The sequence below is a fragment of the Cellulosilyticum sp. I15G10I2 genome (genome assembly GCF_900095725.1).
GTDB lineage: Bacteria > Bacillota > Clostridia > Lachnospirales > Cellulosilyticaceae > FMMP01.
The window spans coordinates 36,319-63,305 of the sequence record NZ_FMMP01000016.1 but is presented as its reverse complement, the minus strand read 5'-3'; the positions used below and the strand labels follow the sequence as shown (position 1 = coordinate 63,305).

Genomic DNA, 26,987 nt, shown 5'->3' with positions numbered 1-26,987 from the left:
TTGAAATTATAATTAATGCAATAGCCTTATGAATTTAGACTCTTACGCCTTCTATATGTAAATAATGTGCTACCTCAAAATCATAGTTTGACAGAGGGGTATAATCTACATCATAAGTATGTGTGGCAATGAGCACATTGTCATAAGTAGCTGGCGTACCGACTTCAACTACGATCAAAGAATGGTAAATAGGCCCGTCTTTTTTGCTAAACTGAACAATGTCTCCGGGAACAATATCATCAATACTAACTTCACTGGCAAATGGGCCAATCCCTTTATTTGTTGTAAGAAATTTATATAAAAATCTCGCACCAGTCCAAGAGGCTGTACGATCATAGGATGTTCTATAATACCAACCATATACTGGCGTATAGTTCATGACACCGCTGCCGGCATAAATACATTGAGAAATGAAGTTTGTACAGTCTCCGCCAAGTTTACTAAAATCTAAGTATTTAGGATTGCGCCCTTTACTCCAAGTATGGGCATAACGAACAGCGGACAAACGATTATAGGCGGTGACAATATAACGAAAATTCATGGTGAAGACCTCCTTATTAAGATGGCAGAATAAAATTTATTTGGGCTACTAAGAAATATATTCAAAGAGCTATAAAAATATTTATACCACTTGATAATAATGGAAATTAGAGCTATAATTATTAGGCAGTGCTGATGTAACTCAGCTGGTAGAGTAGCTCATTCGTAATGAGCAAGTCGTGGGTTCGAATCCCATCATCAGCTTTGCTTAAATTCCAATATAAATTAGCAATATCAAAGGGTAGAAGCAATTTTTTTGCTTCTGTTTTTTTTCGCCTTATTTAAATTATTTACACTGTGAGCATAGTCCTGTACGAAAAACTGTGTGTTATTTGGCACTATAAAAGGATAGTTGCTAAATCAGTGTTTAATAAGTAGATCGTTGTATATAAGAAAAAACAAGTTAATTTGAAAGCTTTAAATGTTTAACAATGTAGGGGGATATTATATAATATAGAAGCATAAATGTTATAGATTTTAGAATGAGAAGTTGGGTATTTTTAAAATTAATATTTAATACAAGAAAGAACATCAGTATGAATACGGAGGGGACAGGTATGTACAGGTTGCTAATCGTAGATGATGAAGAGATTGAGCGTGAAGGTATGGCGAACTATATTTCATGGGAGCGATTTGATATAGAATTAGTAGGAACTGCATGGAACGGTGTAGAAGGATTTGAAAAAATCCAAAGCGAAAAGCCGGATATTGTACTTACTGATATTAAAATGCCCGTTATGGATGGCATTGAACTAATCAGGCGGACAAAGTCAACTTTTCCAAGTGTGGAATTTGTAGTTCTCTCAGGCTACGGAGAATATGAATTTACCAGTCAGGCAATGGAGGAGGGAGTTCGTTATTACTTACTAAAGCCATGTTCAGAAGAACAAATTGCAGTTATTCTAGATAAAGTAAAGAAGGAAATAGATATAAAGCGAGAAAGGGAACAGAGAGAAAAAGAATATAGAAGTACTGTTGACCGGTTACTGCCTCGTGCCAAAGAGCAGATATTTCGTGATATGCTTGTTGAGAAAGAGCAAAGCGGAAAAGATTATGGAATATTTCTAAAAGAATTCGGTACAGAATATACGAAAGTAGCAATTCTTGCCTTCAGAGCAGAGGCTGGTTTTGATTACCTGGAGCAGTTCATATTAGGCAATGTATTAACAGAACTGTTAGGTACATCTCATGTTTATTTATTTACATGTATTCAGAATGAGGCATTGTTTCTGATAGATGAGAGGGCATTACCAGAGATAGAAAGTGCAGTAGAGAGAGTTCAGCTGGAATTTGGGAGAATCAGCATGCAGCCGATGCTTGCGGTTGTCAGTGAACAAGGATGCCTAAAAGATATCAGCCTTTTATATGCACAAGTTCAAGAGTTATTAAAAATTGGTATTGCTGAGCACCAAACAGGATTCCTTCATTATGAATTATTCCGAAAAACTCATGACTGTGTGTCTTTTCTATTCGATTACGGAAAAATCCGTGAGACAGAGGACTATGGAGAACTATTGTTTGAACTTTATCTGGGGTTTATAAAAATGAATTTGGAACATTATACATTACAAGAGAAGGAAGAAATTTGCAATTGGATTGTGAAAGTATTGTATGGTACATCGCTAGATACAGCTTATGAAAGTGTAGAGGCTAAACAGCAGTCATGGCAACTTTTAGAGCGGCTGATGAATACCATAGTTCGGCTGAAAGGGATGAATATTGGTAAGGGAAAAGAAGGGGGACGTATAAAAAGTATTTTATTTGCCACATTCCAATATATAAAAAATCAAGAATTAAGTATTCAATTTCTGGCAAAAGAAGTCTTGTATATGAACGAGGATTATTTTGGGAGGTTATTTGTAAAAAATAGAAAAGTTAAATTTTCAACTTATCTAATGGAACAGCGGATTATGCTTGCACAAAGACTCTGGCAATTTGATTCAGAATTAAAGGTCTCCCAAGTAGCTGAACTAGTAGGCTATTCTCCGGATGGACAATATTTCTCAAAGGTATTTCGAAAAACTACAGAAACGACACCATCGGAGTATAAAGATATTATGAAAGAACTTAGCAAAAAAACGACTCTATAATAGAGTATGTTGATGGAACAAAGCTTTTTGTCAGCATCACAGCTAGAAACTAGTTTGGTTTGGGAGGGATATGTATATTGCATAGTATAAGGAAAAAATATAGAAACTTAAAGCTGCCCAGTAAAATGGTGCTGGTATACTTTGTCTTTGCAGGCATCTTTTTTGGCATTTCTATCGTTGCGTTACAAGTAAGTTTGGATATCTTTGCGGACAAGCTGTACGAGAAGTCTCTGAAAGAATTGGATTTTTATGCCCAGAACATTAATGCCAGCTTAAAAGAAGTACAAAACAGCAGCTATGAGCTGGCACTGGATACCGAGATACAAGAGCGACTTTCAAAAATAGCGCAAATAGAAAATCCCTCTTGGGAGTACAGTAAGGAGCTGACAGGTCTCCGCTATAAGCTGATATCTGAATATAAACCAGGTTCTGCTATCCGCTCCATACGCTATACAGATAGTTATAATACCACCTTAGAGATAGGGGAATCATCATGGGAAATACCAAATGACATCTATGAGGAACTACTTGGAAAGTTCCATGAAGCAAAAGGTGCCTTTACTATGTATGGCCCCACAGAGGAATATCCTTATTTACTCTGTGGGCAGGACATACTAAAGAGCCTGGACATGAGCCTAGATAATTTGGGAACAGTGGTATTGATCTGTGATATAGGAAAGATTATTAAAAAATATAAAGAAAATCTGGAAGCTCCAAATGCTAATTTGTTTGTTTATTCTGAAAACAATATAATTTATCAAGATATGGAAGAGGGGGAACGACCAAATCTTCCTGCTTTTCAAAAAGGTCAGGGGTATCAAATTGTACAATACCAGGGGGAGCGGTACTTTATGTGCTTTCTTAATTCCAGATCCACAGGCTGGATGTATGTTAATTTCTTTCCATATTCAGATATATATGGACAACTTTTGTCTGTTCGTTACATGATGCTGATATGTTTTGCAACTGCATTTGTGCTGATTCTGATTATTATGAACAGAGTTTCTGTTGCTATTACAAAGCCTTTAGAACAGCTGACCGAATCCATGCAGATTGTGGAGACAGGAGATTTTCAGGGGGCGAAGTTGATGCTGGTGGAACTAGAGAGGCAAGATGAAGTCGGGCTTTTGACACGGGAATTCAAGGTCATGCTGGATAAAATCGACTTTTTGATCCACGAAAATTATGAAAAACAGATATTATTGAAGGAAACTAAATATCAAATGCTTCAAGCCCAGATTAATCCCCACTTTTTGTATAATACCTTAAATGCCCTCCATTGGATGGTTAAAGCAGAGCGCAATGAGGACGCGGGGAAAATGATCGTGGAATTGGGTATGCTGCTGCGATCTACTTTCGTAAATGCCCCTTATGCACTGGTAAATGAGGAAATTCGGATGGTAAAAAGCTATATTGAGATCCAGAAATTCCGCTATCAGAATCGGGCAGAGTTTGAAGTCAATACGGAGGGGAAATTGGAAAATTATATGGTACCCAGGATGATCTTGCAGCCTTTGGTAGAAAACTCTATCTACTATGGAGTGGACAATTCCGTTAAAAAATGCTTAGTTAGATTGTGGGCGGTGGAGGAAACGGATACCATTTTATTCGTAGTGGAGGACACTGGTCCAGGCATGGAAAAAGAGGAGCTCGAAAAGGTTCGAAACTTTACCGTAAAGCCAAGGGGGTATGGCATTGGGATTAAAAATATATATGAGCGTTTGAAAATTACCTATGAAAAATTTGAATTTTCAATAGACAGCCGAGTGGGAGTTGGAACGAAAATACAGATTCGTATTCCAAAAGTCACAGAGAAGGGTACAGAGGTATAAGATTCTGATTATTAGATGAAAAAAATAAAAAGTCGGATTTTTTCTGGTTGATCCTCTAGTAATTCCATTCTTATTTTTTTTTCTTCTGTTAGAATAATGTTATTACAGCTTAGGTGTGCACAACAAGATGAAGAAATAATAAAACAAGGGGGAATACAAGTATGAAAAACACAATAAAAAGACTTGGTGCTATGTTTTTAGCAGGAACGATGATTTTTTCTATGACGGCATGTGGTGGCAAAACCGAGTCTAATAGCAGTGCAGCAACAGGTGATGCCAAAGTCACCCAGGCAGAGGATGAACAGGTTACTATCAAGATTGCTTGGTGGGGTAGTGACACAAGACATAAATACACCCAGGAGCTTTTGGATCTTTATACAGAAAAGAATCCTCATGTAAAATTTGAAGCTTCACCTAGCGGATGGGATGGTTACTTTGAGAAACTATCTACTCAGGCAGCATCAGGAAGTATGCCGGATATTGTTCAGATGGACTATCTGTACATATCTACTTATGCGAAGAACAACTCTCTGGCGGATCTGCAGGAGTTTATTGACAGCGGGGTTATTGATGTAAGCAATGTGGATGAAAATATTTTAAATACAGGTTCCATCGGTGGTAAAAGAGCAGGTATTCCAATATCTACTGCCATTTTGGCAATGACCTATAATCCGACGGTTATTGAGGCTGCTGGAGCCGATATGCCTACAGATGCATGGACTTGGGATGATTATATAGCGTTAAATACAAAGGTAGCAGAGAAAACTGGAGAGCCTAGTGCACTGGTTTCTATCATTGGTCCATTTGGCGATACCAATCCATTTAATTATTGGGTAAGACAACATGGTAAAGCTTTATTTAATGAAAATGGAACTGGACTTGGATTTGAGGATGATGCCATTACGACAGATTACTTTAAGATGTGGAAAGATATGAGCGATGCAAATGTGTCTCCAGATCTGGATGAGCAGTCTTTAATAGCTTCAGTTGGTAAAGAAGCTCTTCCAATAGTAACGGATAAGGCAGCTACTACCATTGAGTGGAATAATTTCGCAGCTATGGTAAGAGGCGCTAACGATAAGTTAAAATTGGCATTAATGCCATCCGCTTCTGAAAGCAATGCTTTATGGCTGAAGCCAGGTATGTTTTTAAGCGTTGCGGAAAGTTCTAAGGTGAAAGAGGAGAGTGCAAAATTCATCAATTGGATGATGAATTCTGAGGAAGCTAATGACATCATTGGTGGTGAGAGAGGAACACCTGTATCTTCTGCAATCCGTGACTATATGATTAATAAAGGGACTTTGACAGCTCAGCAGATTGATATGTTTGAATATGTAACTAAGGCAGCAAAAGTTGCTGGTGCAACCCCAGCAGCAGATCCAAGCGGAATCTCCGAGGTAAACGAAGCATTTACAAACGCAGGCAACAGTGTACTCTATGGGAAGGCAACAGCTGAGGAAGCGGCAGCAACCTTTAGAAAACAGGCTACAGAGATTCTGGAAAGAAATAACGCAGCTAAGTAACTTACAATAAAAGAAAGGAGGGGCCTGTTAAAGTAAGGGCCCTCTCTTTTTAAATAACATAAAGAAATGAGGTAAGTTTTATGAAAGGAAAACAGTCTTTGGCTAAGTCAGGCTATAAAAGCAGGGATAATATTGCGGGCTATATTATGCTTTTTCCGTGGCTATTAGGATTTGTCCTGATGTGGTTTCTTCCAATGGTAATTTCCGTTTACTATTCTTTTACGAATTTTAACCTGCTCAATGAGGCACAATTTATTGGATTTCAAAACTATATTCGATTATTTACCACTGATGATAAATTCTGGCAGGCAATGAAGGTAACCTTTACCTATGTTATTTTTCTAGTCCCTCTTCGTCTGGCATTCGCTCTTTTCGTAGCAATGTTATTGAACACGAAGCATAAAGGTCTGGGATTATATCGAACCGTTTATTATATTCCTTCCATTATCGGAGGAAGTATAGCAGTTTCTATCGTATGGAGGCAGATTTTCGGAAAGCAGGGGGTTGTAATGTCTTTACTTGCTGTTTTTGGAATTGAACAGAATGTTTCTATGCTTGGAAATACGGGCACAGCTCTGGCAGTTATCATATTGATGGGTGTCTGGCAGTTCGGATCTTCTATGTTAATTTTTCTTGCGGCATTAAAGCAGATTCCGTATTCTTTGTATGAGGCAGCCGTAGTAGACGGTGCAAAACCTTGGGAAACATTCACAAAGGTTACGCTGCCTATGCTGACCCCTACCATTTTCTTCAATTTGATTCTTCAACTTGTAAATGGGTTCCGGGTATTTACAGAGAGTTATGTTATTACGGATGGAGGACCACTAGATAGTACTTTAACCTATGTATTGTATTTATACCGTAGGGCATTTAATTATTTTGACATGGGATACAGCTGTGCGCTGGCATGGGTGCTTGTAATCATTATTGCAGTCTTTACGATAGTACTGTTTAAGACTCAGAATAACTGGGTGCACTATGAATCGGGAGGAGAGGATTAAGATGGTAGGCGTAAAAGAAAAAAAGAAGATAGGTTCCATTTTGTTTCACCTTTTTTCCTGTGCAATTGGATTTTTAATGATCTATCCTTTACTTTGGCTTTTTGCAAGTTCCATGAAGAGCAATGAAACCATGTTTAAGGATGCATATTCCTTAATTCCGGAAGTTTTTGATATGTCAACTAACTATTTGAGTGCATGGAAAGGAGTCGGAGGCGTATCTTTCCTGACTTTCCTTGGAAATACAGTGTTTGTTACAGTGACTGGTATGGCCGGTTGTGTTATTATATCTCTGTTTGCGGCCTATGCATTTACCAGAATTAAGTTCAGGGGTTCGCGGTTCTGGTTTGCTTGCGTTATGATCACAATGATGATTCCTTCTCAGGTCATGGTTGTGCCTCAGTATATTATTTTAAAGAAGATGAATCTCATTGATACCAGAATTTCTTTGACACTGCCATGGTTTTTTGGTACTGCTTTCTTTATTTTTATGCTGGTTCAGTTCTTTAGGGGAATACCGAAGGAATTGGATGAGGCAGCTGAGATTGATGGCTGCGGCAGAATTTCTATTCTTTTTCGCATCTTGGTTCCAGTGGTAAAACCGGCTCTCGTTACAGCATCCATCTTTGCGTTCTACTGGATTTGGCAGGATTTCTTCCAACCATTGATTTTTATGAACACGCCTAGTAAATATACACTTTCACTGGCGCTAAATATGTTTTTGGATCCGAATGCATACAATAACTATGGTGGGTTGTTCGCCATGTCTGTACTATCTCTTTTGCCTACACTCATATTTTTCATTATTTTTCAAAGATATCTTGTGGATGGTATTGCGATGGATGGTATCAAGGGTTAAGGAAAGAGTCCTAGTTTCATATTTACAAATTTTGAGATAGGAGAAAAGAATGATGGGTTTAGTATTCAACAAAAATATAAAGATTGTATCCGAGGTTTCTGTTGAACCAGTTCAGTGGGCTTTGAAAAATCTCCAGAGAGACATTCATAAAGCATGTTTTCCTTCTACAAGAAAAGGGTGTCAACTATTTTTAGAAGAAAAACCTTCTCTTACAAAAGAATGTTTTTCTCTTGTTGCCGATCCTAAGAACAATAGACTGTGTCTTTATGCAGGGGATGAGCTGGGCTTTGTGTATGGACTTTATGAGATCAGCCGTTCTATACTGGGGATAACAGATTTTTGGTTCTGGAATGACCAGGAGATTCGGCAACGTGAGGAGTACCCCGTGTCTGGGCAGTATCGTTTTGATTCGAAACCTTATGCGGTGACTTTTCGGGGATGGTTTGTGAATGATGAGGTGCTGATTCGTACATGGCGTATCAATAGAAGGAAAGATGAGCCTTGGGAAATGGTATTCGAGGCACTGCTTCGCTGTGGTGGTAACATGGTCATACCGGGAACGGATAAAAATTCAGAAGGTTACCGTGGGTTGGCATCAGCTATGGGGCTTTACGTTACCCATCATCATGCGGAACCTTTAGGTGCACAGATGTTTGCCAGAGCTTATCCAGATCTCACGCCGTCCTATAGGTTATACCCAGATAAATTCCAAGAGCTGTGGCAGCAGGGTATCCAAGATCAAAAGGAGCTTAAGGTTATCTGGAATATAGGCTTCCGGGGACAGGGAGACCGCCCGTTCTGGGACGATGATCCTAAGTATCAGACCCAAGAGTCTAGGGGCGAACTAATAAGTCACCTTATTCGGATGCAATATAATATGGTAAAGAAGGAACTGCCGGATGCAGTGTGCTGCACTAACCTGTACGGTGAAGTTATGGAGCTGTACCGAGGCGGCTATTTGGATCTGCCTGAAGATGTCATCAAAATCTGGGCAGACAATGGCTTTGGAAAAATGGTGACAAGGTGCCAGGAAAACCATAATCCTAGAATTCCGGCGTTACCTTCAGGTGAAGAAGGAAGAGGAAGTCATGGCATCTATTATCATGTATCCTTTTACGATCTTCAGGCGGCCAACCACATCACTATGCTTCAAAATTCACCGGAGTTTGTGTGCAGAGAATTACAAGATGTGATGAAGCACGGTGTAAAGGACTACTGGCTAGTGAACTGCTCCAATATAAAGCCTCATGTATATTTCCTAGATTTACTTGCGAAAATCTGGCGTAATGGTACGGTTGACATAGAAGAGCACCGTCGGAGCTATGTCACAACTTATTATGGAAAGAAAAATGAGAGTATCATATCTGCCTGCTTAGCAGACTATCCTAAATATGCTATTTCTTATGGACCTAATGAAGATGACCATGCAGGGGAGCAGTTTGCCACTCATGTGGGGAGAATGCTTATATCCCAGTATATGAAGCAGAAGGAGGTCCGTTCCGAGCACCTATTGTGGGCTACGGATTCCGAAGACTTAAGGGGACAGGTGCAGTGGTATCAGAAATTGTGCCGGACAGGGGAACAAAACTATAAAGAGTATTTGCGTAAATGTGAAAAGGTGAATGTGGAAATTATAGAGGAAAAACCAGGCGTATCAGGAACAAGGAGACTGTTTGAGGACTCCCTGCTGCTGCAGGTACAGATTCAGTATCATTGCTATGCGGGAGCATATATGGTGTGCCAAAGCCTCATGGAAGCCATGGACGGGCAATATCAAAAGTCTTTTTACTATGCAGGGAAGGCTAGAGAGGAATACCTGACGGCCAATACGATTATGCGTTCAAGAGAGCATGGGAAATGGCACAACTTCTATGAAAATGAATGCTTGGCTGATATAAAGCAGAGCGCCTGGCTTTTGGAAGGCCTCATGAGCTATGTAAGGAATCTTGGAGATGGTCCTCATTTCTACGAGTGGCAGCGTGACTTCCTTTATTCTGAGGAGGATCGCCGGGTTATGTTGATTTTGGTTATGGAAAACCATTTAAAGGACCAAGAAATTTTTGCACTCATGAAAGAAAAATGGGATTAAAATGATCAGTTATTTAGGAGGAGATATTATGAGCCGATTATTTGCAATGGATGGTAAACTAAATCATTTTATGGGGCAGATAGCAGACTTAGTACTGCTCAATCTCCTATGGCTTATCTTTTGTATTCCGATCGTAACGATAGGCGCATCGACTACAGCACTCCAATATGTGGTGCTTAGGATGGCGAGAAATGAGGAATCATATATTTTTGCCAGTTTCTTTCAAGCTTTTAAAGACAATCTAAAACAGTCTACAATCATATGGGGGATTCTTCTTCTGATTAGTAGTATACTTTATTTTGACTTTTATTTTAGCAGCCACATACAGGTGGCAAGTGCAAGAATAATGTTTATTCCCTTTGCGCTGATTGCATTTTTAACGGTTATTACGGCAAACTATATCTTTCCAATACTTGCCTATTTCAAGAACAGTACTAAGAAAGTATTTAAAAACTCACTGCTCATGTCACTTGCTCACCTTCCTTATACGCTTTTAATTACAGCAGTTAGTTTACTTCCCGTATTTCTGCTTTTGATAGGTGATTTGGTTATTGCAATGTTTATTAATGTCATAATCGGAATAGCTTTTTCTGCATGGATCAATGCACATATATTTCGAAAACTGTTTGACAGGTACATGGTCTAAATTTTCAATATAAAAAAGAGGAGAATATATTATGTTAGTAGCAGCCAGGACCCATGATTATGGGAAACAGCCAATTGATGCGCTTGCAGTATTATTGAAATCAGAGGGAATTGAGGCAGCGCAGCTTGTACTGCCAAAAGCATTTTCGGAAATAAATTCCTATGATGAGGTAACGCCGAAACTGGTAGAAAGAATCCGACAGAATTTCGAAGAAGCAGGCATCAAAATCCATATCTTGGGTTGCTATATGGATCTTGGGAATCCAAATGACGAGGTACGCAGGGCAGCAGTGGAGACATTCAGGAAGTGTCTGGCATGGAATCAGATTCTGGGGGCATCTATTGTAGGAACGGAGACGGCATATCCCCATTTGAGCTGCGAGGAGAAGAGAATTTGGTACCCCTATATGCTGGATAGTATTGCACGGCTTGCAGAAGAAGCAGAACGTCTGAATGTGGATATGGCTATCGAGCCAGTATACTGGCATCCTCTGGAGAGTTTAGAGACGACAGCTGCTGTGTTTGAAAAAATAAACAGCGCTCGTCTAAAAATGATTTTTGACCCTGCGAATGTGTTGGAATTTCCAGAAATCAATCAGGAGAAATACTGGAAAGAATGGCTGGATATACTTGGAGATAAAATAGAAGCCATTCACATGAAAGATTTCATAGAAGGACCTCATAAAGAGTATTGCCCTGTTTGCCTTGGGGAAGGCGTAGTCCGTTACTCTGAGATTATACAATGGATGAATAAAAATAAATCTGATATTGTAGCTGTAAGAGAAGAATTAAATCCAAAAACAGCTCAAAAAGACATTTTATATATGAAAGACCTCTGGAAAAGATATCCGTAATATAAAGGCCGGAACAAATATGAATTATGTTGATACTGGATTAGGGTAGTTGCTAGCGGGGAAGGATTAACCTTTCTTAAAGGAGAGATAAAAAATGTGTCAGATTATACGTGCTCAGTACAGGGCGGCTTTAAAGGAAGGGACTAGAGATGAGAAGCTGCTAGAATTAGTTGAAGTCTGCCGAGAAAGAGCAGAACAGAAAAGAAAAGACGGAAGTTTATTGACAGCAGCAATGTTCCGATATAACAGGTTGGTGTTTCTATATATAGAATATATTGGTATTAATAGCAATGTAAAAGTAGAAGCTATTCCAGATGTATGGTTTTCTGATCTTTCAGCAGTTTTGTATATTTGGCCGGAGTTGTCGGGAAATAAAAATTGGGCATATATGTTCCCAGTTTTCTGGTTTGATCAGCCAGAAAGCCTTACACAGTGGAAACGAAAGAAAAAGCCAGATAGACGCTGTGGAAGGATAGCAGTTCTCTATCCTGAACAACTATTTTCTTACGTATGTCACCATCAGGCAATTGTAAAGGAGGGGCTTTTAGTTGGAGACCGTTATCAAATGATTTCACTTCATGAGAATCTCCTTTTCTCTTATTTTGAAATACCCAGAGAAAGGGAACAGGTTAATATCCGCCAGATAAAACAGGAGTCTGAAGAAATTAAAGCTTGGATGGCTGCAAACCCAGAAAGTCATTTCTATCATTTTCCAGAAGCAAAAGGAGAGAATTTCTTAATTATTTCAGAGTTATTTACTGTTGGATAATCATTATAAGGATAAGAAAGATGAGCACATAATGTGGGAGGAAATGGTAATGAAAAATATAAAAAAAGAAATAATTGAGCAGAAACTAGACTTGGTAATTCAAAAGCTGATAAATCTTGGTGGACCAGAAAATGAAGAAGAATTAAAAAGTGGTGGCGAAGCGGTAGGTTTTTTTAAACGTGATTTTGGAATTGCAGAATGGGATTGGCCACAGGGCGTAGGGATTTATGGACTTTTGAAAGTCATGGAATATCAAGGGAAAGAGGATTATAAAAAATTTCTGTATGAATGGTTTAAAGGAAATATTGCAGATGGGCTTCCTTCTAGAAATATCAACACAACTGCGCCTCTATTGACACTGGCACAATTAAATGAAAGTTATCAGGATAAAGAATTTGAAGATTTATGCCTAGATTGGGCAAATTGGCTGATGAACTGTCTTCCAAGAACCAAAGAAGGCGGGTTTCAACATGTGACAAGCGCAAATGGTGACAGGCAGGGGGTCCGTCTTAATGAAAGCGAGATGTGGATTGACACTTTATTTATGACAGTTTTATTTTTGAATAAAATAGGTCAGCAGTACAAGAATCAGGAGTGGATTGATGAATCTATTCATCAGGTGTTGATACATATTAAATACCTATATAATACACATACGGGACTTTTCTACCATGGATGGTCTTTTAATAGAAGGGATAATTTTGGGGGAGTTTTTTGGTGCCGTGGGAACAGTTGGTTTACCCTTGGCATCCTAGATTATGTGGATATGTTTAAAGGCACACTAACCTCAGGAGTTAAAACATTTATTATTGATACGTACAAAGCACAAGTAGAGAAGCTAAAAGAACTGCAGAGCAAAAACGGATTGTGGCATACAGTACTGACGGACCACTCAAGTTACGAAGAGGTATCAGGGTCGGCTGCCATTACTGCCGGCATACTGAAGGGCATCCGTTATGGTATTTTAGATGATTCTTACCTGGAATGTGCGAAAAAAGGTGTTCAGGCAATCTTGAAGAATATCGACAAGGATGGAACTGTCTTGAACGTATCAGCTGGAACGGGCATGGGCTACAGCGCAGAGCATTATAAAAATATCCTAATTGCACCGATGGCTTATGGACAGTCGCTGACAATTCTGGCTTTAGCAGAGGCATTAAACCAAGCAGAATAGAAGCCAACAATAATAAAATAGAGCTAAGTGAAAACAGCTAAATGAAGCGGAGGGATTTTTGTGAAGGGTTTAAATCAAAAAGTGACCGATATTACCATTGCATATATTGGTGGAGGCTCAAGAGGATGGGCTTGGACCTTTATGGCAGACCTGGCCCTTGAGGAAAAAATAAGTGGGACAATCAGACTTTATGATATTGATAGCAAAGCAGCTAAAACCAATGAAATTATTGGGAATGCTTTAAGTAAAAGAGAAGATACTGTAGGTAAATGGCATTATGAAACCAAGGCCTCGTTAAAAGAGGCATTAACAGGAGCTGATTTTGTGGTCATTTCTATTTTGCCGGGAACATTTGTGGAAATGTATTCAGATGTCCACGAACCCGAAAAATACGGCATCTATCAATCTGTTGGAGACACTGCTGGGCCTGGAGGTGCTTTAAGAGCGCTGCGAACTATCCCGATGTTCGTAGAAATTGCAGAGGCGATTAAGACTTTTTCACCTAAAGCGTGGGTTATTAATTACACAAATCCTATGACAATTTGTGTGAGAACGCTTTACGAAGTATTCCCTGAGATTAAAGCCTTTGGCTGCTGCCACGAAGTATTTGGCACTCAGAAGCTACTTGCTCATATGTGCGAGGAATTTTTGGGAATTGAAAAGGTAGATCACAGAGCTATTCATGTTAACGTAATGGGAATCAATCACTTTACATGGTTTAATGAAGCCTCTTTTCAAGGACTAGATTTATTTCCAATGTACGAAAAATTTGTAGACAAATATTATGAACAAGGCTTTAATGAGCCAGATAAAAATTGGGCAAACAGCACTTTTGAATGTGCCCACCGTGTAAAATTTGATCTCTTTAGAAAATATGGTTTAATTGCAGCTGCTGGGGACAGGCATTTAGTTGAATTTTTACCTCCTGTCTATTTAAAGAATCCTGATACTGTGGAAAGCTGGAAGTTTAGTCTTACAACAGTGGATTGGAGGATAGCTGATCTAAAACAACGCATGGATAGAGCCAAGAGACTGGCGGAGGGTGAAGAAAGCCTTGGTAATGAGCCTTCAGGAGAAGATGGGATATTACTCATTAAGGCCTTAGTTGGTTTGGAACGCACAATAAGTAATGTAAACATCCCTAATATCGGTCAAATTCCAAACCTTCCAATAGGAGAAGTAGTAGAGACGAATGCTTTGTTTAGCCGTGATAGTATTAGGCCAGTATTTGCTGGAGCATTGCCAGAAAGCATTTCTTTACTTATAGCTCCTCATGCTGCCAATCACGCAGATTTATTAAAAGCAGCAATGACTGGTGATAAAGAATTGGCTTTTAAAGCATTTGTTAATGATCCTTTAGTCACTCTTACGGAAGAAAAAGCACGTGTTTTATTTGAAACGATGCTGCAAAACACAAAAAAATATCTGTCAGTAGAATTTATTTAAAGACTTTATCATTTTACTTGCGAAGGAATGATAATAATATAAAATAAGACAAAGTTCCATACAAGAACTTTGTCTTATTTTTATATCAATGTATCGTTAAATCACCATGCTGAGGTAGGTGCCAAGCATTTCATTATAGCTTTAGGATTAATCCCTTGAGGGCGTTAGAATTCAGGGGGGGTTATTTCACGTTTAGTCAGTTATTGTGACTATTTAACCTATTATTGCAAAGACCAAATAATTAAGTCATAAATTTGCTTCATTTATTGAGTAATGAACCTCAATATGGTCGCTCACAAAATAGGTGTCATCACCATCCGGGAGCATCCAATTTACACTAACGCTTCCTGGCTGACGGTAACCATTCTGCTCTTTATAATCAGAATAGGTTACATACCACGGCACCAGCAAGCTGCCTTTCCCGTTCTGGTCCATATATCGGTCATTGGTATCAAAACGTATAATGTTGCCATTATTGTCAAAAGTAAATCTTCCCTTAGCAGAAACGCTCTTCCATGTAATCTCACCTTCAACGGTGTGGTCGTCAACGACTGACCATGACACATACTCCTGTAGAAATAAAGAAGGCATATAGACTGCGTCTGCCAGAGCTGTTATCAACTGACCCTGATCCATTTCTGACCCGGTAGAACGAAAAAGCTGAAACAGCTTGGCAAGTACACCTGTCATAGAGCCGAATCCATCCAGCATACTGTCTTTAGCCTGCAATGGAATTCCCGCAATTCGTCCTGTTAAGAAAGCGTGCCGGTCAGGTCTGCTTACAAAATTGACCTGCATGAATTTAATCTTAATTGGCGTTTTGCCCGCTGACATACGAAACTTTGTGTTGTGAAAATATATCAGCATGTTATTCATAAAGGGCTTTCCCAGATAGCCCCCATTGATAATGTGCTGACGGATTAGAGTAGGCAGCTTGGCAACATAATCTTCCGTAAATAGACTTTGTGCGCTTCTTTGCCTATTTGTTTCGATCAAAGAAATTTTTACATCTGTCAGATATTGCTTCCAAAGTTTGCCTCCGGGTATTGCCAAGTATACCACTAAGATTGCCAGCGCAATCAAAACTATTACTATCCAAAGCATATATTTCACCTCACATATCAAAACTAACCCCTATTCCCAGATTATATAACGTCCGCTAAGAGCCATAAATGCAAACAAATAAAGGAAATTATCATAGTAACGTCGATCTCCTTCTCTTAAGGGAGTGTCCCAAAAACGTTTAACACATGCCTTGGAATAATCTCCGGAAGTAGCTAGTGATGCCATGGCATTGGTAGCAATTAAACCTACTGGATGCAGTACTTTTTCTTCAATTCGTGTGCCATCTACTTCATAAACATAATCCTCTTTGCCTTTGACCGTCTCGCAGAAAAAAGTTTGCAAGCGTTCGTTGCACTTTGCTAAAGCTTCATCGTGCCCCATCCACAAAGCGTTAAGACCAATATTAGCGACAACTCTATAAGAATCACTATAAAAGAGATGATGGTTCTTATGATTTTTAGGTTCTCCGTCATAAGTGGCATATTCTGGGGCTAAGCCAGTCTGTGGGTGGCAGCTTTTAATTAAATAATCCCGGCTGGCCTTCGCAGCTTCTAACCAGAACTCCCGATCTTCTTCATTTGCCCATTTGGCGAATAAAGTATAAAAATGAGGTAGATGGTAAGAAGGATCTGAGAAGTCCAAATTAGGAACAAACTTAATTAACTTGTTGCTAGGTTCCCACATAGGCATACCAGGCTCTCCATTTTCTCCCTTATGGATGCAGACACTTAGAAGGTCCTTTGCCTGCTGTGTGTAGTTAAAAATACCATCACCATTGCCCCAACGATTTCCAGCAAAAAATAAAGCCATGGCAAAAAATTCCTCTCCATCAGGTGCAGGCCCATAAGCATTTTTTTTGCCACTTGGATCTACTGACCAAGCAAAATAACCTTTATTCTCCCCCTCTTCGAGATACATATAGGTTTTCGTCCATTTCCAGATTCGATCAAACTCCGCTTTCATATCCAGCTGCACAAATACCATCATGGCATAAGACATACCTTCCGTGCGGACGTCATAATTCCCTGTGTCCACTACATAGCCCATGTCCCCCTCGACTGTATAATATATTTTTTCTTCTGGAGAGCCATAAAACATGCGCTTAACAATGTCATCTAACCTTCTGGCGATTTCTGTTTCATCATAACCCAATTCTTTAAATAGATTTCTCATGATTATTTTCTCCTTATCCTATTATTAATTATATGTATTTTCCTATTTTAATTTATCTACAGAATTGCATTGCTATATCATTCACTAGCAAATTGAATCCATTCTAGGTCAATATCCACTCCTGGAAGAAAAATAAGTGAGACAGTCTTTTGACCGAAAATTCTTTTGTTAATTGAGAGTGCTGCATGTGTATAATTCACAGCCTTTGTGAATTCAATCATTTGCTTAAAATAAGACGGTTCATCAGAGAATACAAGAAGTATTGAATTTTTAGTACTATGAGAACGCCAGCTAAGTTTAAAACGTTGGGTTCCCGCATAGCCGAAATTCATGTTGTCAAATATCAGCGAAACATTGTTACCTATGCCTAGAACGGCGCCTCCACTTAGGGGATAAGATTCTCCGTAGATGGTGTCGCTCTGGGCTGAATAAAGTTTTTAATATGCTTTTTCTAGTTTGGTAAAATAAAATCAATTTACACTTAATCAAATCACTTTTGTATAAATTGTTCGACCTCTATTCTTTTTACTGAATCCCGTATGACAAGTTCAGCAGGAAATAATATGTTCTGGCCTTCCTCACCATTGATCATAGATATAAGTAATTTAGCTACAGAGGCACCCAAACTTTCAGCGGGATGAATCACGCTGGTAAGGCCTCCCATTTTAGCCATCAGCGTGTTGTCGACACCTACAATCGAAAAGTCTTCTGGAACCCGGATGTCTTTTTGGCGAAGTAGATCGATTAACATAAGCGCCAGACTGTCATTAAAGCAAAAGGAGGCCGTGCAGGAGGATAGTGTTTCCCAAAGTCTGGGACTATGAAGGAGCTCCTCTACATTTTCTTTTGAATACCAATGTATATGCTCTTCACGTATAGGCAGACCCAGATCAGTAAAAGCCTTTACATATCCTTTGTAACGTAAGTAACCTTGTTGGTCGCTATGAGGGAATAAGCCTGCGATTTCTCGGTGCCCCATTTCAAGGAGGTGTGCAATCGCTGCTTTACCAGCACCTTCATCGTCAAGGGCCACGTAGGTACCTGGGCATTCAGCGTAAAAAGAATCGACAAATACGAGGGGGAAGCCTTTTTGATATAAAGTTTGGTAAAGGTGCTGATTCATACAAGGCAATCCGCTTTTGGTTGGCCATATAATGAGACCGTCTAAATTATTTTCTGACATCATTTGTAAGGCCCGGAGCTCTCCCTCTATCAAATTTTTAGTTGAAGTTAATTGAACTGTAAAGCCGTTGTCAGTCAATATGGTTTCAATGCCTTGGATAATAGAAGGAAAGATATAGGAGTCTAGGTAGGTCGTGATAATACCGACAGTTTTGGATAAGGGATACTTTACAATCGGCTTATAGGGTGCAGAGGGTTGCTTCTCGGATATGTAGGTGCCACTTCCTTTAATTCTGGTGACATAACCCGTTTGTTCTAATTCCTCAAGTGCACGACGTACAGTTTGCCTAGAAACATCAAAAATTTTGCAAAGCGTATTCTCAGAATGAAATTTTTTTCCAGGCTGAAGTGCACCTGTTGTAATTTGAGCTGTTGTCCATTTTACGATATCCATATATTTAGGCATTTTCGTCATCATATACTCCTTTCTGAGATGATAACCGCATCTTAATCGATTAGTCACAATTAGTATATGTATGAATTATATAACTTCATGAGAGGAAAAGCAAGCATGTTGTAAAGTTGTACTTACAAGTTTGTGCTTTTACTATTGATAGCGAATGGTGTTGTTTTGAGTAGAATTCTTACAATGATAGAATGAATTGCATATAATTTATATAAATTTAAGTGATAAAGTGTAACAGTTGCACTAATTAGTAATTGTATCAGAAAAGTATTAGAAATAATATTGACAATACAAGATGATCGTGTTATGTTTTATTTAGCAGATTAAACAATACCAAAAAAATAAAAAACAATACAAGTAACAATACAGGTTACGAGTGAGAAAGAGGTGAAAAAATGGCATATTCTCAGGAAACTGCCCTTTCAAAAAAAACGAAATCAACTTTGAAAAAGAAGGAACCCATTTCACAAAAGATGAAATCAGCTGTCAACTATATTAAGCACCATTGGACGCTTTACCTTTTACTGTTGCTTCCATTGATGTATTTTATTATTTTTAAGTACATACCTATGACCTATATTCAAATTGCATTTAAGAAATTTAGTATTGTTGAAAGTGTTTGGGAAATGGAATGGGCTAATAATTACGGATTTGAATATTTTATTAAAGCGTTTTCAAATCGTGATTTTCTTTATGCGTTACGTAATACGATAATGCTTAATTTGCTGGATTTAGTTGTTGGATTTCCGGCTCCGATTATTTTAGCACTTATACTTAATGAACTAACTTTTAAGCGATTTAAACGTTTTACACAAACAGTTGTATATATGCCTCATTTTCTGTCATGGATCATCATTTCAGGTTTGGCACTACAACTTTTTGCACCTACTAATGGTCTTGTTAATATTGGATTAAACCGAATGGGTATGGAAAGTGTACCGTTTCTTAATTCTTCAGCACACTGGATATGGACCTATGTGTACCTTGGAATCTGGCAAAGCATGGGATGGAATACAATTATTTATTTGGCGGCAATAACAGGTATTAGCCCAGAACTTTATGAAGCAGCGTCAGTTGATGGGGCTGGCCGATTAAGAAAAATATGGCATATTACTTTGCCAGGGATAAGGTCTACCATTATTGTCCTTCTGATTTTGAGTTTGGGACGCATTTTGGGCAGCGATTTTGACCGTCCTTATGCTTTAGGCAATAGGTTAGTTTCAAATGTATCTGATGTTATAGCCACGTTTGTTTATACCAATGGTATACGAGGCTTGCAGTTTTCGCTCACGACTGCAGTTGGTCTTTTTCAGTCTGCTGTTGGTGTTATTTTTGTAATCGTAGCTAACAAGATTGCAAAAAGATTTGGCGAGCGAGGTATCTGGTAAAATGGGAGGATTCTATTATGATTAAATCAAAAGCTATGAAGATTGGCGATTGGGTTGTTGTTTTTATTTGTGTCATTCTTATTTTCATATGTGTTTTGCCCATTTTAACTGTTTTGGCAAGATCACTAAGCTCAGCAGATGCATTAATAAAAAGCAAGGTATTGTTTCTGCCTGTAGATCTTAATTTTGATGCTTATAAAACAGTACTTAGCGACAGCAAATTCATATGGTCGATTGCTTGGACAGCCATTTTGACGGTTATTTGTACATGTGCATCCCTGTTTATGACTGTGCTTTGTGCCTATCCACTTATTTATGATAATTTAAAGGGAAGAAAAATATTTAGTACAATTATGATTATAACCATGTACTTTAACGCAGGAATGATTCCCAATTATTTGCTTCTTAAGGATTTGAGTTTACTTAATCATCCGGCGGTTCTGGTAATTCCTGGTGTGTTAAGCGTCTTTAATATGATTATTATGCGAAGCTTTTTCTATGGCATTCCTGTCAGTCTGCGTGAATCAGCCTAGATTGATGGTGCAAGTTTTATTCAGATTTTAATAAAAATCTATTTACCATTATCAAAGCCAGTAATTGCTACACTATGTCTATTTTATGCAGTTGGACGTTGGAATGGCTTTTCAGATGCATTAATGTACATGAATAAGAGGGAATTTTATCCCATTCAACTCCTTTTGTATAATATTTTAAATAATGTTAATCAGGTAGAGGTTGCTATGCTGGAAGGGTTCAATCAACCAGGTCTTTCAGAAACTCTTAAATCAGCAGCAGTTATGATTGCTACAATACCTATCTTAATGGTTTATCCAAGGCTGCAAAAATATTTTATTAAAGGAGCAACACTTGGAGCGGTAAAGGAATAGCCTAAGGAATAATTTAAGAAGGCTATCATATTTTGTGGACTCAAGGGGTCAAATACATATAAATCAAGGAGGGCGTATGAAAAAATTTACTTCTATTTTAATGATTTTAGTTATGGGGACTATGGTCTTTAGTGGGTGTGGTAAAGATACTGTTGACACTAAAGCACCAACCAGTAACGAGGCTAAGCAAAATGTTGAAACAAAATCTGCAGGAGATAATGCGGAAATTGTTGATGGAAGGTTTGTAGAGACAAGAAAGATTACAGTTGAGGTTTTTGACAGGGGAAATGAGGGTGGCTCTAAACCAGAAGATAATGCCTATACTGACTTTATCAAAGAAGGCATGCTTCGTGAGCACAACGTTGAAGTAACCTTTGTTCCAGTGCCTCGTTGGACGGAAGTTGAACAGCTTAACAACTTACTTGCTGCTGGTGATGCACCTGATGTTTGCGTTACTTACAGTTATCCAACAGTTCAAACCTATGCTAATATGGGTGGTATTACTGATTTAGCACCCTATCTAGAAGCAAACAAAGAGTCACTTTCTAATTTATGGGAGCTACTCACAGATCAAAACATTTATTATAATCAAGATCCTGAAAAGGGCACAATATGGGCAATTGAAGCACGTCTTGCTAACTCCAATCGTATTAATACGTTCGTTCGTGAGGATTGGTTGAAAAAACTTAATATTAAAGAACCAACAACTTTGGAAGAGTTTGAAAGCATGCTTAATGCCTTCAAAGATAATGCTGAATTATTACTTGGTGCAGAGTCAAAAAATATGGTTCCTTTCTCCACCAGTTATGATATAGGATGGCGTAACGATCATTTGCTAGCGTCTTTTATTCCGAGTAATATGTCTGATAAAGACAAATATACTTTAGGATTTGACGATAGAAGATTATTATATCCAGGGATTAAAGAGGGTGTAACTAAATTAAATGAATGGTATAACAAAGGTTTGATTTGGAAAGATTTTCCACTTTATCCTGCGGGAGATAAAACAGAAGATAATATGATGAAAGCTGGTTATGTAGGCGCATTTATGCATAACTGGGATTACCCTTACCGTGAGGGAGAAGATAGTATCAATAATAGCTTGAAAAGAATGGTTGGACCAGATTCAGGTTATGTGGCTATAATGCCTTTCAAAAATGATGCAGGCAAATATGTGAAATATCTTCCACAACCTGTTGATCGTAAAATTTTCTTCCCTAAAACGAATAAAGAACCAGTTGCATCTTTACTTTATTTAGACTTTATTAGCAGACCAGAAACCATAAAATTCTTACAAATTGGAAAAGAAGGTGTTACACATGAAGTAATGCCAGATGGGGCAATCAAAATCATTCCTGCAACAGGTAATGATATCATGAATTCTGCAAGCAATATTGATTATACAATTACAAATAATGGTTTAAATCTTGGTGATGCAGCTCTTAATATTAAGTCAATAGGTCTTGGTTATGTAGGCGTTGAACCTAGTGTTATTGAGAAAGCATTTAAATATACTACTTTTGATGGCGTTTACACTGAGAACTATAATTTTGGTGAGATTAAAGCTGAAGAAGGTATGGGGCCAGTACTTACTGAGAAACGTGATAGATTCCTTACACAGGCAGTTGTTGCACCTGCAAGTAATTTTGACAGCGTGTTCGATGGCGGATTAAAAGATTACTTAAGCTCTGGTGGTCAAGCAATTATCGACGAACGTACAGCAGCATGGGAAAAAAATAAAAAATAAAAGTTTATCATAATGATTTATATATAAAAAACCTAATTTCTCCCGGAGATATTTAGGTTTTTTGTATCTATTTATAGATTTCACAGCTTTAAATTTAATGGTTTTAATAAAAACAGTAGGAGAAAAATAAATGGAGTTGGTAGTTAATCAGGACAAAATCAGACTTTATAGGCAAAGGGCAAAAGAACTTGTTGAAAAAATGAATCTTGAGGAAAAGGTTTTTCAGACATTGCATAGTGCGCCAGCCCTTAAACATTTAGGCATTGAAGCTTATAATTGGTGGAATGAGGCGCTTCATGGCGTTGCAAGATCTGGGGTAGCCACAGTATTTCCCCAAGCCATTGGTCTAGCAGCAACTTTCGATGAAGATTTTATTGAAGAAATTGCAGATGCCATTTCCACAGAAGGCAGAGCTAAATTTAATATGCAGCAAAAATATAAGGATTATGATATTTATAAAGGCCTTACTTTTTGGGCCCCTAATGTGAATATTTTCAGAGATCCAAGATGGGGACGTGGACATGAAACCTTTGGAGAAGATCCCTTTTTAAGCGCACGCTTAGGGGTTCGCTTTATTAAAGGTATCCAAGGACATCATACGGATTACCTAAAAGCCGCCGCCTGTGCTAAGCATTTTGCTGTACATAGTGGACCAGAAGATATGCGTCATAGTTTTAATGCAAAAGTTACACAGCAGGATTTATTTGAGACCTATCTGCCTGCTTTTAAAGCTTGTGTACAAGAGGGAAAAGTCGAAGCCATTATGGGTGCCTATAATCGTACCAATGATGAGCCTTGTTGTGGGAGCAAAATTTTAATTAAAGATATTTTAAGAGATCAGTGGGGATTTGAGGGCCATGTGGTTTCAGATTGTTGGGCCATTAAGGATTTTCATGAATATCATAAAGTTACAGCAAATGCTGTTGAATCTGTAGCCCTTGCCATGAATAATGGCTGTGATCTAAATTGCGGCAACCTTTTCATCTATTTGATAGAAGCTGTACAAAAAGGAATGGTGTCTGAGTCCCGTCTAGATGAAGCGGTAACTAATTTGCTTACAACACGTATAAAGCTTGGGCTATTGGATGGCAAAGACGCTAGTTGTTATGAGGGAATTACTTATAAGCAGGTGGACACAAAGGAAATGAAAACACTTAACCGAAGAGCAGCTGAAAAATCAGCAGTGCTTTTAAAAAACGCAGGAAATTTACTGCCTTTAGATAAGAATAAATATAAAACCATAGGCATTATTGGACCTAATGCCAATAATCGCAAAGCTTTAGTGGGCAATTATGAGGGGACAGCTTCAAGATATGTGACCATTGCAGAAGGGATTCAAGACTATGTTAAAGAGGATGTACGCATTTTTTTCTCAGAAGGCTGTCACCTTTTTAAAGAAAAGATAAGTAGCCTTGGGCGTGGATTGGATCGTATTTCTGAGGTTAAGGGAGTTTGTGAAGAAAGTGATTTGGTGATTATGTGCTTGGGGCTTGATGCTGGCTTAGAGGGAGAGGACGGGGACCAAGGAAATCAATATGCAAGTGGCGACAAACCTGATCTCAACTTACCAGGGCTACAAGAGTTAGTCTTAAAAACCGTAGTAGAGAGTGGGAAACCTTGCATCCTGGTGCTCCTTTCAGGAAGTGCTTTAGCTATTAATTATGCCCAAGAACATGTTCCTGCCATAGTCCAGGCTTGGTATCCTGGGGCTCAAGGGGGGCATGGAATTGCAAATATTTTATTTGGTGAAGTGAGTCCAGAGGGTAAACTACCTATTACCTTTTATAAGTCTACAGAAGAACTGCCAGACTTTACGGATTATAATATGAAGGGCAGGACCTATCGCTATATGCAAAAGGAGGCTCTCTATCCCTTTGGATATGGTCTATCTTATACGGATTTTAAGTTTACAGATATCTCTGTATCATCTAAGGAATTGACTAGTTCAGGCATTCAATTAAAGGGAATGGTGACTAACATAGGAGATTATCCAGGGAGTGAAGCGGTTCAGGTCTATATCAAGGCGTTACGAGAGCATACACCCAATGGTCAGTTAAAAGCATTAAAGAAAGTATATTTGCAGCCAGGAGAGAGTCAACTGGTGGTATTTCAATTAAAGCTAGAAGATTTTGCACTTTACAATGAAGAAGCTCAGTTAATTATTGAAGAAGGAACCTACGAAATTTCATTTGGTGGGTCGCAGCCAGAGAAGCGCAGCGAAGCGTTAACAGGTAAAAAAGTATGGACAACAAAGATTATAGCCAGAGAGGGATACTATGAATTTTGAAAAAATGTGGTTAAACTATCGTAAAAATGAAAAAAGTATTGATTTAAATAAAGGATTATCCTTAAGCAAGGTGTTTATCCAAAAGAATGAGACAGCAGTTGATGAATATAGAGTGGTGAGTACGGCTGGGAAAGAGCTTGTAAAGGCCATAGAAGAGATTCTTTGTCAGAACGTAGAGATTATGGAAACAACTTATAGCCCAGTGGATAATAGGTTGGATTTTGAGGAAGAAGAAAAAGGCATTTATCTTTTTATCCTAAACAGGTTAAGTACCCCAGATGCTTATGAAATAAGAGAAAAAAACGGATGTATTTTTATTGGAGGGACCAATGGCGGAGGGGTCTTACAGGGGGCTTTTCACCTCATTCGTCAGTTACAAAGAGGAAAGTCTATTAAAGGCATAGCTGTTAATGAAAAACCTGATAATCCACTGAGGATGTTGAATCATTGGGATAATATGGATGGCAGCATTGAAAGAGGGTATGCTGGAAACTCATTCTTTTTTGCCAATAATCAAGTGCTTATCAATGAACGCACAAGAATGTATGCAAGACTTATGGCTTCTTGTGGCATTAATGGAACGGTTATCAATAATGTGAATGTTAATGATGCTGCAACAAAACTAATAAGCAGGGAGTTTTATAAACCTTTGCAGGAGCTATGTGAAATATTTGCTGATTATGGGATAAAACTCTATCTGAGTTTAAATTATGCAGCACCTATGGAGCTAGGGAATCTTACCACTTCCAATCCTTTAGATAAAGAGGTGATTGCTTGGTGGAAAGACAAAATGAAGGAAATTTATACCTATTTGCCTAAACTGGGTGGCTTTATAGTAAAGGCGGACTCAGAAGGCAGACCAGGACCATTTACATATGGATGTAACCATGCTCAGGGGGCCAATATGTTAGGTAAAGCCATTGAGCCTCACGGAGGAATTATTATCTGGAGATGTTTTGTCTATAATTGTCAGCAAGATTGGCGTGACAGGGTGACAGACCGTGCGAGAGCAGGATGTGATCATTTTGCACCTCTTGATGGGGAATTTAGGGATAATGTTATTTTGCAAATAAAAAATGGCCCAATGGATTTTCAGGTGCGTGAACCTGTTTCTCCTCTTTTTGGTAAACTTAAAAACACCAACCAAATTTTAGAAGTGCAGATTGCTCAAGAATATACAGGGCAGCAAAGACATGTGTGTTATCTCATTCCCTTATTTAAAGAAGTTTTAGGCTTTAAAACTTACTGCAAAGATTCCAAAGATCTTGTAGCGGACATTATCAGTGGAAGAACTTATGATCAACACAAGTGTGGGATAGCCACCGTAACTAATACGGGGGATGATGTGAACTGGACGGGTCATGACCTGGCAGCTGCCAACTTGTATGGGTTTGGCAGACTCAGTTACACTACCTCACTGAGTGCAGAAGAAATTGCTAAAGAGTGGATTCAAATGACTTTTGGGGATGATGAGCGGGTGGTAGCTGTTATACTGGATATTTTAATGTCATCTTGGGAGACTTACGAAAAGTATACAAGTCCACTGGGTATTGGCTGGATGGTTCAGCCAAATCACCATTATGGGCCAAGTGTTGATGGTTATGAATACTCAAGATGGGGAACCTATCATCGGGCGGATCATTTAGGAATAGGGGTGGACCGAACCCTCCAAGGTACGGGGTATGTAGGTCAATATAATGAACCTAATGCATCCCTATATAATAACCCTGAAACCTGCCCAGAGGAATTGCTGCTCTTTTTCCACTATAAGAAGTATACAGACCTCTTATCCACGGGAAAAACTTTGATACAGCATATTTATGATACCCATTTTGAAGGGGTTGAGGATGTTGAAAAGATGCTAGCCCAGTTTGTAAGTTTAGAGGGCCTCATTGAGCCCATAGCCTATAAAAGAATTTTGTGCAGATTACAAGAACAGCTGGAACATTCAAAAGAATGGAGAGATCAGATAAATACCTATTTTTATCGTAAGTCTGGTATATCAGATGAAAAGGGAAGGAGCATATATTAAA

21 protein-coding genes and 1 tRNA gene are annotated in these 26,987 nt (G+C 38.5%); 18 read left to right on the top strand and 4 right to left on the bottom strand.

The window, feature by feature from the left end; translation table 11 throughout:
* Window positions 1–34: 34 nt before the first annotated feature.
* Window positions 35–541, bottom strand: coding sequence for an amidase domain-containing protein (locus BN3326_RS15705; RefSeq protein ID WP_070000217.1), 507 nt, complete (start codon window positions 539–541; stop codon window positions 35–37).
* A 130-nt stretch (window positions 542–671) separates the two neighbouring features.
* On the opposite strand from BN3326_RS15705, the gene BN3326_RS15700 reads away from it, so the two are divergent.
* From BN3326_RS15700 to BN3326_RS15645, 12 genes are all read left to right on the top strand, one after another.
* Window positions 672–744: transfer RNA gene (locus BN3326_RS15700), tRNA-Thr, on the top strand.
* 353 nt (window positions 745–1,097) lie between these two features.
* Window positions 1,098–2,630, top strand: a complete 1,533-nt coding sequence (locus BN3326_RS15695) for a response regulator transcription factor (RefSeq protein WP_070000216.1) — start codon at window positions 1,098–1,100, stop codon at window positions 2,628–2,630.
* A 77-nt stretch (window positions 2,631–2,707) separates the two neighbouring features.
* Window positions 2,708–4,462 (top strand): sensor histidine kinase, encoded by a 1,755-nt coding sequence (locus BN3326_RS15690; RefSeq protein WP_083258775.1) that lies wholly within the window; start codon window positions 2,708–2,710, stop codon window positions 4,460–4,462.
* 161 nt (window positions 4,463–4,623) lie between these two features.
* A complete protein-coding gene (locus tag BN3326_RS15685; RefSeq protein ID WP_070000215.1) occupies window positions 4,624–5,985 on the top strand; it encodes an ABC transporter substrate-binding protein in 1,362 nt (453 codons plus the stop codon).
* Window positions 5,986–6,065: 80 nt separating this feature from the next.
* On the top strand, window positions 6,066–6,986 hold the full coding sequence (locus tag BN3326_RS15680) for a carbohydrate ABC transporter permease (RefSeq protein WP_070000214.1): 921 nt from the start codon (window positions 6,066–6,068) through the stop codon (window positions 6,984–6,986).
* A complete protein-coding gene (locus BN3326_RS15675; RefSeq protein WP_083258773.1) occupies window positions 6,964–7,842 on the top strand; it encodes a carbohydrate ABC transporter permease in 879 nt (292 codons plus the stop codon). Before BN3326_RS15680 ends, BN3326_RS15675 begins: the two co-directional genes overlap by 23 nt.
* Window positions 7,843–7,891: 49 nt before the next feature.
* Entirely contained in the window at window positions 7,892–9,931 is a 2,040-nt protein-coding gene (locus BN3326_RS15670) for a glycosyl hydrolase 115 family protein (protein WP_242876015.1), read from the top strand.
* Between the two features lie 28 nt (window positions 9,932–9,959).
* On the top strand, window positions 9,960–10,577 hold the full coding sequence (locus BN3326_RS15665) for a YesL family protein (RefSeq protein ID WP_070000211.1): 618 nt from the start codon (window positions 9,960–9,962) through the stop codon (window positions 10,575–10,577).
* Between the two features lie 31 nt (window positions 10,578–10,608).
* Window positions 10,609–11,430 (top strand): sugar phosphate isomerase/epimerase family protein, encoded by an 822-nt coding sequence (locus tag BN3326_RS15660; RefSeq protein ID WP_070000210.1) that lies wholly within the window; start codon window positions 10,609–10,611, stop codon window positions 11,428–11,430.
* Window positions 11,431–11,524: 94 nt separating this feature from the next.
* The gene (locus BN3326_RS15655) at window positions 11,525–12,199 is read left to right on the top strand and encodes a hypothetical protein (protein WP_070000209.1); all 675 of its coding nucleotides are present in this window, start codon (window positions 11,525–11,527) and stop codon (window positions 12,197–12,199) included.
* A gap of 49 nt (window positions 12,200–12,248) precedes the next feature.
* Window positions 12,249–13,373, top strand: a complete 1,125-nt coding sequence (locus tag BN3326_RS15650; protein ID WP_070000208.1) for a glycoside hydrolase family 88/105 protein — start codon at window positions 12,249–12,251, stop codon at window positions 13,371–13,373.
* Window positions 13,374–13,433: 60 nt separating this feature from the next.
* Window positions 13,434–14,819 carry a family 4 glycosyl hydrolase gene (locus BN3326_RS15645; RefSeq protein WP_070000207.1) on the top strand — a complete coding sequence of 462 codons (1,386 nt, stop codon included), beginning with the start codon at window positions 13,434–13,436 and terminating at the stop codon, window positions 14,817–14,819.
* Window positions 14,820–15,065: 246 nt separating this feature from the next.
* On the opposite strand, the gene BN3326_RS15640 is transcribed toward BN3326_RS15645, so the two are convergent.
* The 3 genes from BN3326_RS15640 to BN3326_RS15625 form a co-directional block, all read right to left on the bottom strand.
* Window positions 15,066–15,923, bottom strand: a complete 858-nt coding sequence (locus BN3326_RS15640) for a DUF6544 family protein (protein WP_083258767.1) — start codon at window positions 15,921–15,923, stop codon at window positions 15,066–15,068.
* Window positions 15,924–15,953: 30 nt separating this feature from the next.
* Window positions 15,954–17,057, bottom strand: a complete 1,104-nt coding sequence (locus BN3326_RS15635; RefSeq protein WP_070000206.1) for a family 8 glycosyl hydrolase — start codon at window positions 17,055–17,057, stop codon at window positions 15,954–15,956.
* A 490-nt stretch (window positions 17,058–17,547) separates the two neighbouring features.
* On the bottom strand, window positions 17,548–18,633 hold the full coding sequence (locus tag BN3326_RS15625; protein WP_242876014.1) for a GntR family transcriptional regulator: 1,086 nt from the start codon (window positions 18,631–18,633) through the stop codon (window positions 17,548–17,550).
* 407 nt (window positions 18,634–19,040) lie between these two features.
* Here BN3326_RS15625 and BN3326_RS15620 point away from each other — a divergent pair, with 407 nt between their 5' ends.
* The 6 genes from BN3326_RS15620 to BN3326_RS15600 all read left to right on the top strand — a co-directional run bounded on the left by BN3326_RS15620 (window position 19,041) and on the right by BN3326_RS15600 (window position 26,986).
* Window positions 19,041–20,033: an ABC transporter permease gene (locus BN3326_RS15620; protein ID WP_083258764.1), complete on the top strand. Its 993-nt coding sequence runs from the start codon at window positions 19,041–19,043 to the stop codon at window positions 20,031–20,033.
* A gap of 35 nt (window positions 20,034–20,068) precedes the next feature.
* A complete protein-coding gene (locus tag BN3326_RS22425) occupies window positions 20,069–20,566 on the top strand; it encodes an ABC transporter permease family protein (RefSeq protein ID WP_242876013.1) in 498 nt (165 codons plus the stop codon).
* Complete coding sequence (locus tag BN3326_RS22420; protein WP_255363199.1) at window positions 20,567–20,920, top strand: ABC transporter permease subunit; 354 nt, start codon at window positions 20,567–20,569, stop codon at window positions 20,918–20,920. It abuts the gene before it with no gap.
* Between the two features lie 76 nt (window positions 20,921–20,996).
* Window positions 20,997–22,667: an extracellular solute-binding protein gene (locus BN3326_RS15610; protein ID WP_070000203.1), complete on the top strand. Its 1,671-nt coding sequence runs from the start codon at window positions 20,997–20,999 to the stop codon at window positions 22,665–22,667.
* A 130-nt stretch (window positions 22,668–22,797) separates the two neighbouring features.
* Complete coding sequence (locus BN3326_RS15605; protein WP_070000202.1) at window positions 22,798–24,954, top strand: glycoside hydrolase family 3 C-terminal domain-containing protein; 2,157 nt, start codon at window positions 22,798–22,800, stop codon at window positions 24,952–24,954.
* Window positions 24,944–26,986, top strand: coding sequence for an alpha-glucuronidase (locus BN3326_RS15600; RefSeq protein WP_070000201.1), 2,043 nt, complete (start codon window positions 24,944–24,946; stop codon window positions 26,984–26,986). The genes BN3326_RS15605 and BN3326_RS15600 overlap by 11 nt, the downstream gene beginning before the upstream one ends.
* Window position 26,987 lies beyond the last annotated feature (1 nt).

What these genes read in the sequence shown, in the direction of transcription:
- BN3326_RS15705 (WP_070000217.1), bottom strand. Translation starts at nt 541, where the DNA reads ATGAATTTTCGTTATATTGTCACCGCCTATAATCGTTTGTCCGCTGTT.
- BN3326_RS15695 (WP_070000216.1), top strand. Translation starts at nt 1,098, where the DNA reads ATGTACAGGTTGCTAATCGTAGATGATGAAGAGATTGAGCGTGAAGGT.
- BN3326_RS15685 (WP_070000215.1), top strand. Translation starts at nt 4,624, where the DNA reads ATGAAAAACACAATAAAAAGACTTGGTGCTATGTTTTTAGCAGGAACG.
- BN3326_RS15680 (WP_070000214.1), top strand. Translation starts at nt 6,066, where the DNA reads ATGAAAGGAAAACAGTCTTTGGCTAAGTCAGGCTATAAAAGCAGGGAT.
- BN3326_RS15675 (WP_083258773.1), top strand. Translation starts at nt 6,964, where the DNA reads ATGAATCGGGAGGAGAGGATTAAGATGGTAGGCGTAAAAGAAAAAAAG.
- BN3326_RS15670 (WP_242876015.1), top strand. Translation starts at nt 7,892, where the DNA reads ATGATGGGTTTAGTATTCAACAAAAATATAAAGATTGTATCCGAGGTT.
- BN3326_RS15665 (WP_070000211.1), top strand. Translation starts at nt 9,960, where the DNA reads ATGAGCCGATTATTTGCAATGGATGGTAAACTAAATCATTTTATGGGG.
- BN3326_RS15660 (WP_070000210.1), top strand. Translation starts at nt 10,609, where the DNA reads ATGTTAGTAGCAGCCAGGACCCATGATTATGGGAAACAGCCAATTGAT.
- BN3326_RS15655 (WP_070000209.1), top strand. Translation starts at nt 11,525, where the DNA reads ATGTGTCAGATTATACGTGCTCAGTACAGGGCGGCTTTAAAGGAAGGG.
- BN3326_RS15650 (WP_070000208.1), top strand. Translation starts at nt 12,249, where the DNA reads ATGAAAAATATAAAAAAAGAAATAATTGAGCAGAAACTAGACTTGGTA.
- BN3326_RS15640 (WP_083258767.1), bottom strand. Translation starts at nt 15,923, where the DNA reads ATGCTTTGGATAGTAATAGTTTTGATTGCGCTGGCAATCTTAGTGGTA.
- BN3326_RS15635 (WP_070000206.1), bottom strand. Translation starts at nt 17,057, where the DNA reads ATGAGAAATCTATTTAAAGAATTGGGTTATGATGAAACAGAAATCGCC.
- BN3326_RS15625 (WP_242876014.1), bottom strand. Translation starts at nt 18,633, where the DNA reads ATGGATATCGTAAAATGGACAACAGCTCAAATTACAACAGGTGCACTT.
- BN3326_RS15620 (WP_083258764.1), top strand. Translation starts at nt 19,041, where the DNA reads ATGGCATATTCTCAGGAAACTGCCCTTTCAAAAAAAACGAAATCAACT.
- BN3326_RS22425 (WP_242876013.1), top strand. Translation starts at nt 20,069, where the DNA reads ATGAAGATTGGCGATTGGGTTGTTGTTTTTATTTGTGTCATTCTTATT.
- BN3326_RS15610 (WP_070000203.1), top strand. Translation starts at nt 20,997, where the DNA reads ATGAAAAAATTTACTTCTATTTTAATGATTTTAGTTATGGGGACTATG.
- BN3326_RS15605 (WP_070000202.1), top strand. Translation starts at nt 22,798, where the DNA reads ATGGAGTTGGTAGTTAATCAGGACAAAATCAGACTTTATAGGCAAAGG.
- BN3326_RS15600 (WP_070000201.1), top strand. Translation starts at nt 24,944, where the DNA reads ATGAATTTTGAAAAAATGTGGTTAAACTATCGTAAAAATGAAAAAAGT.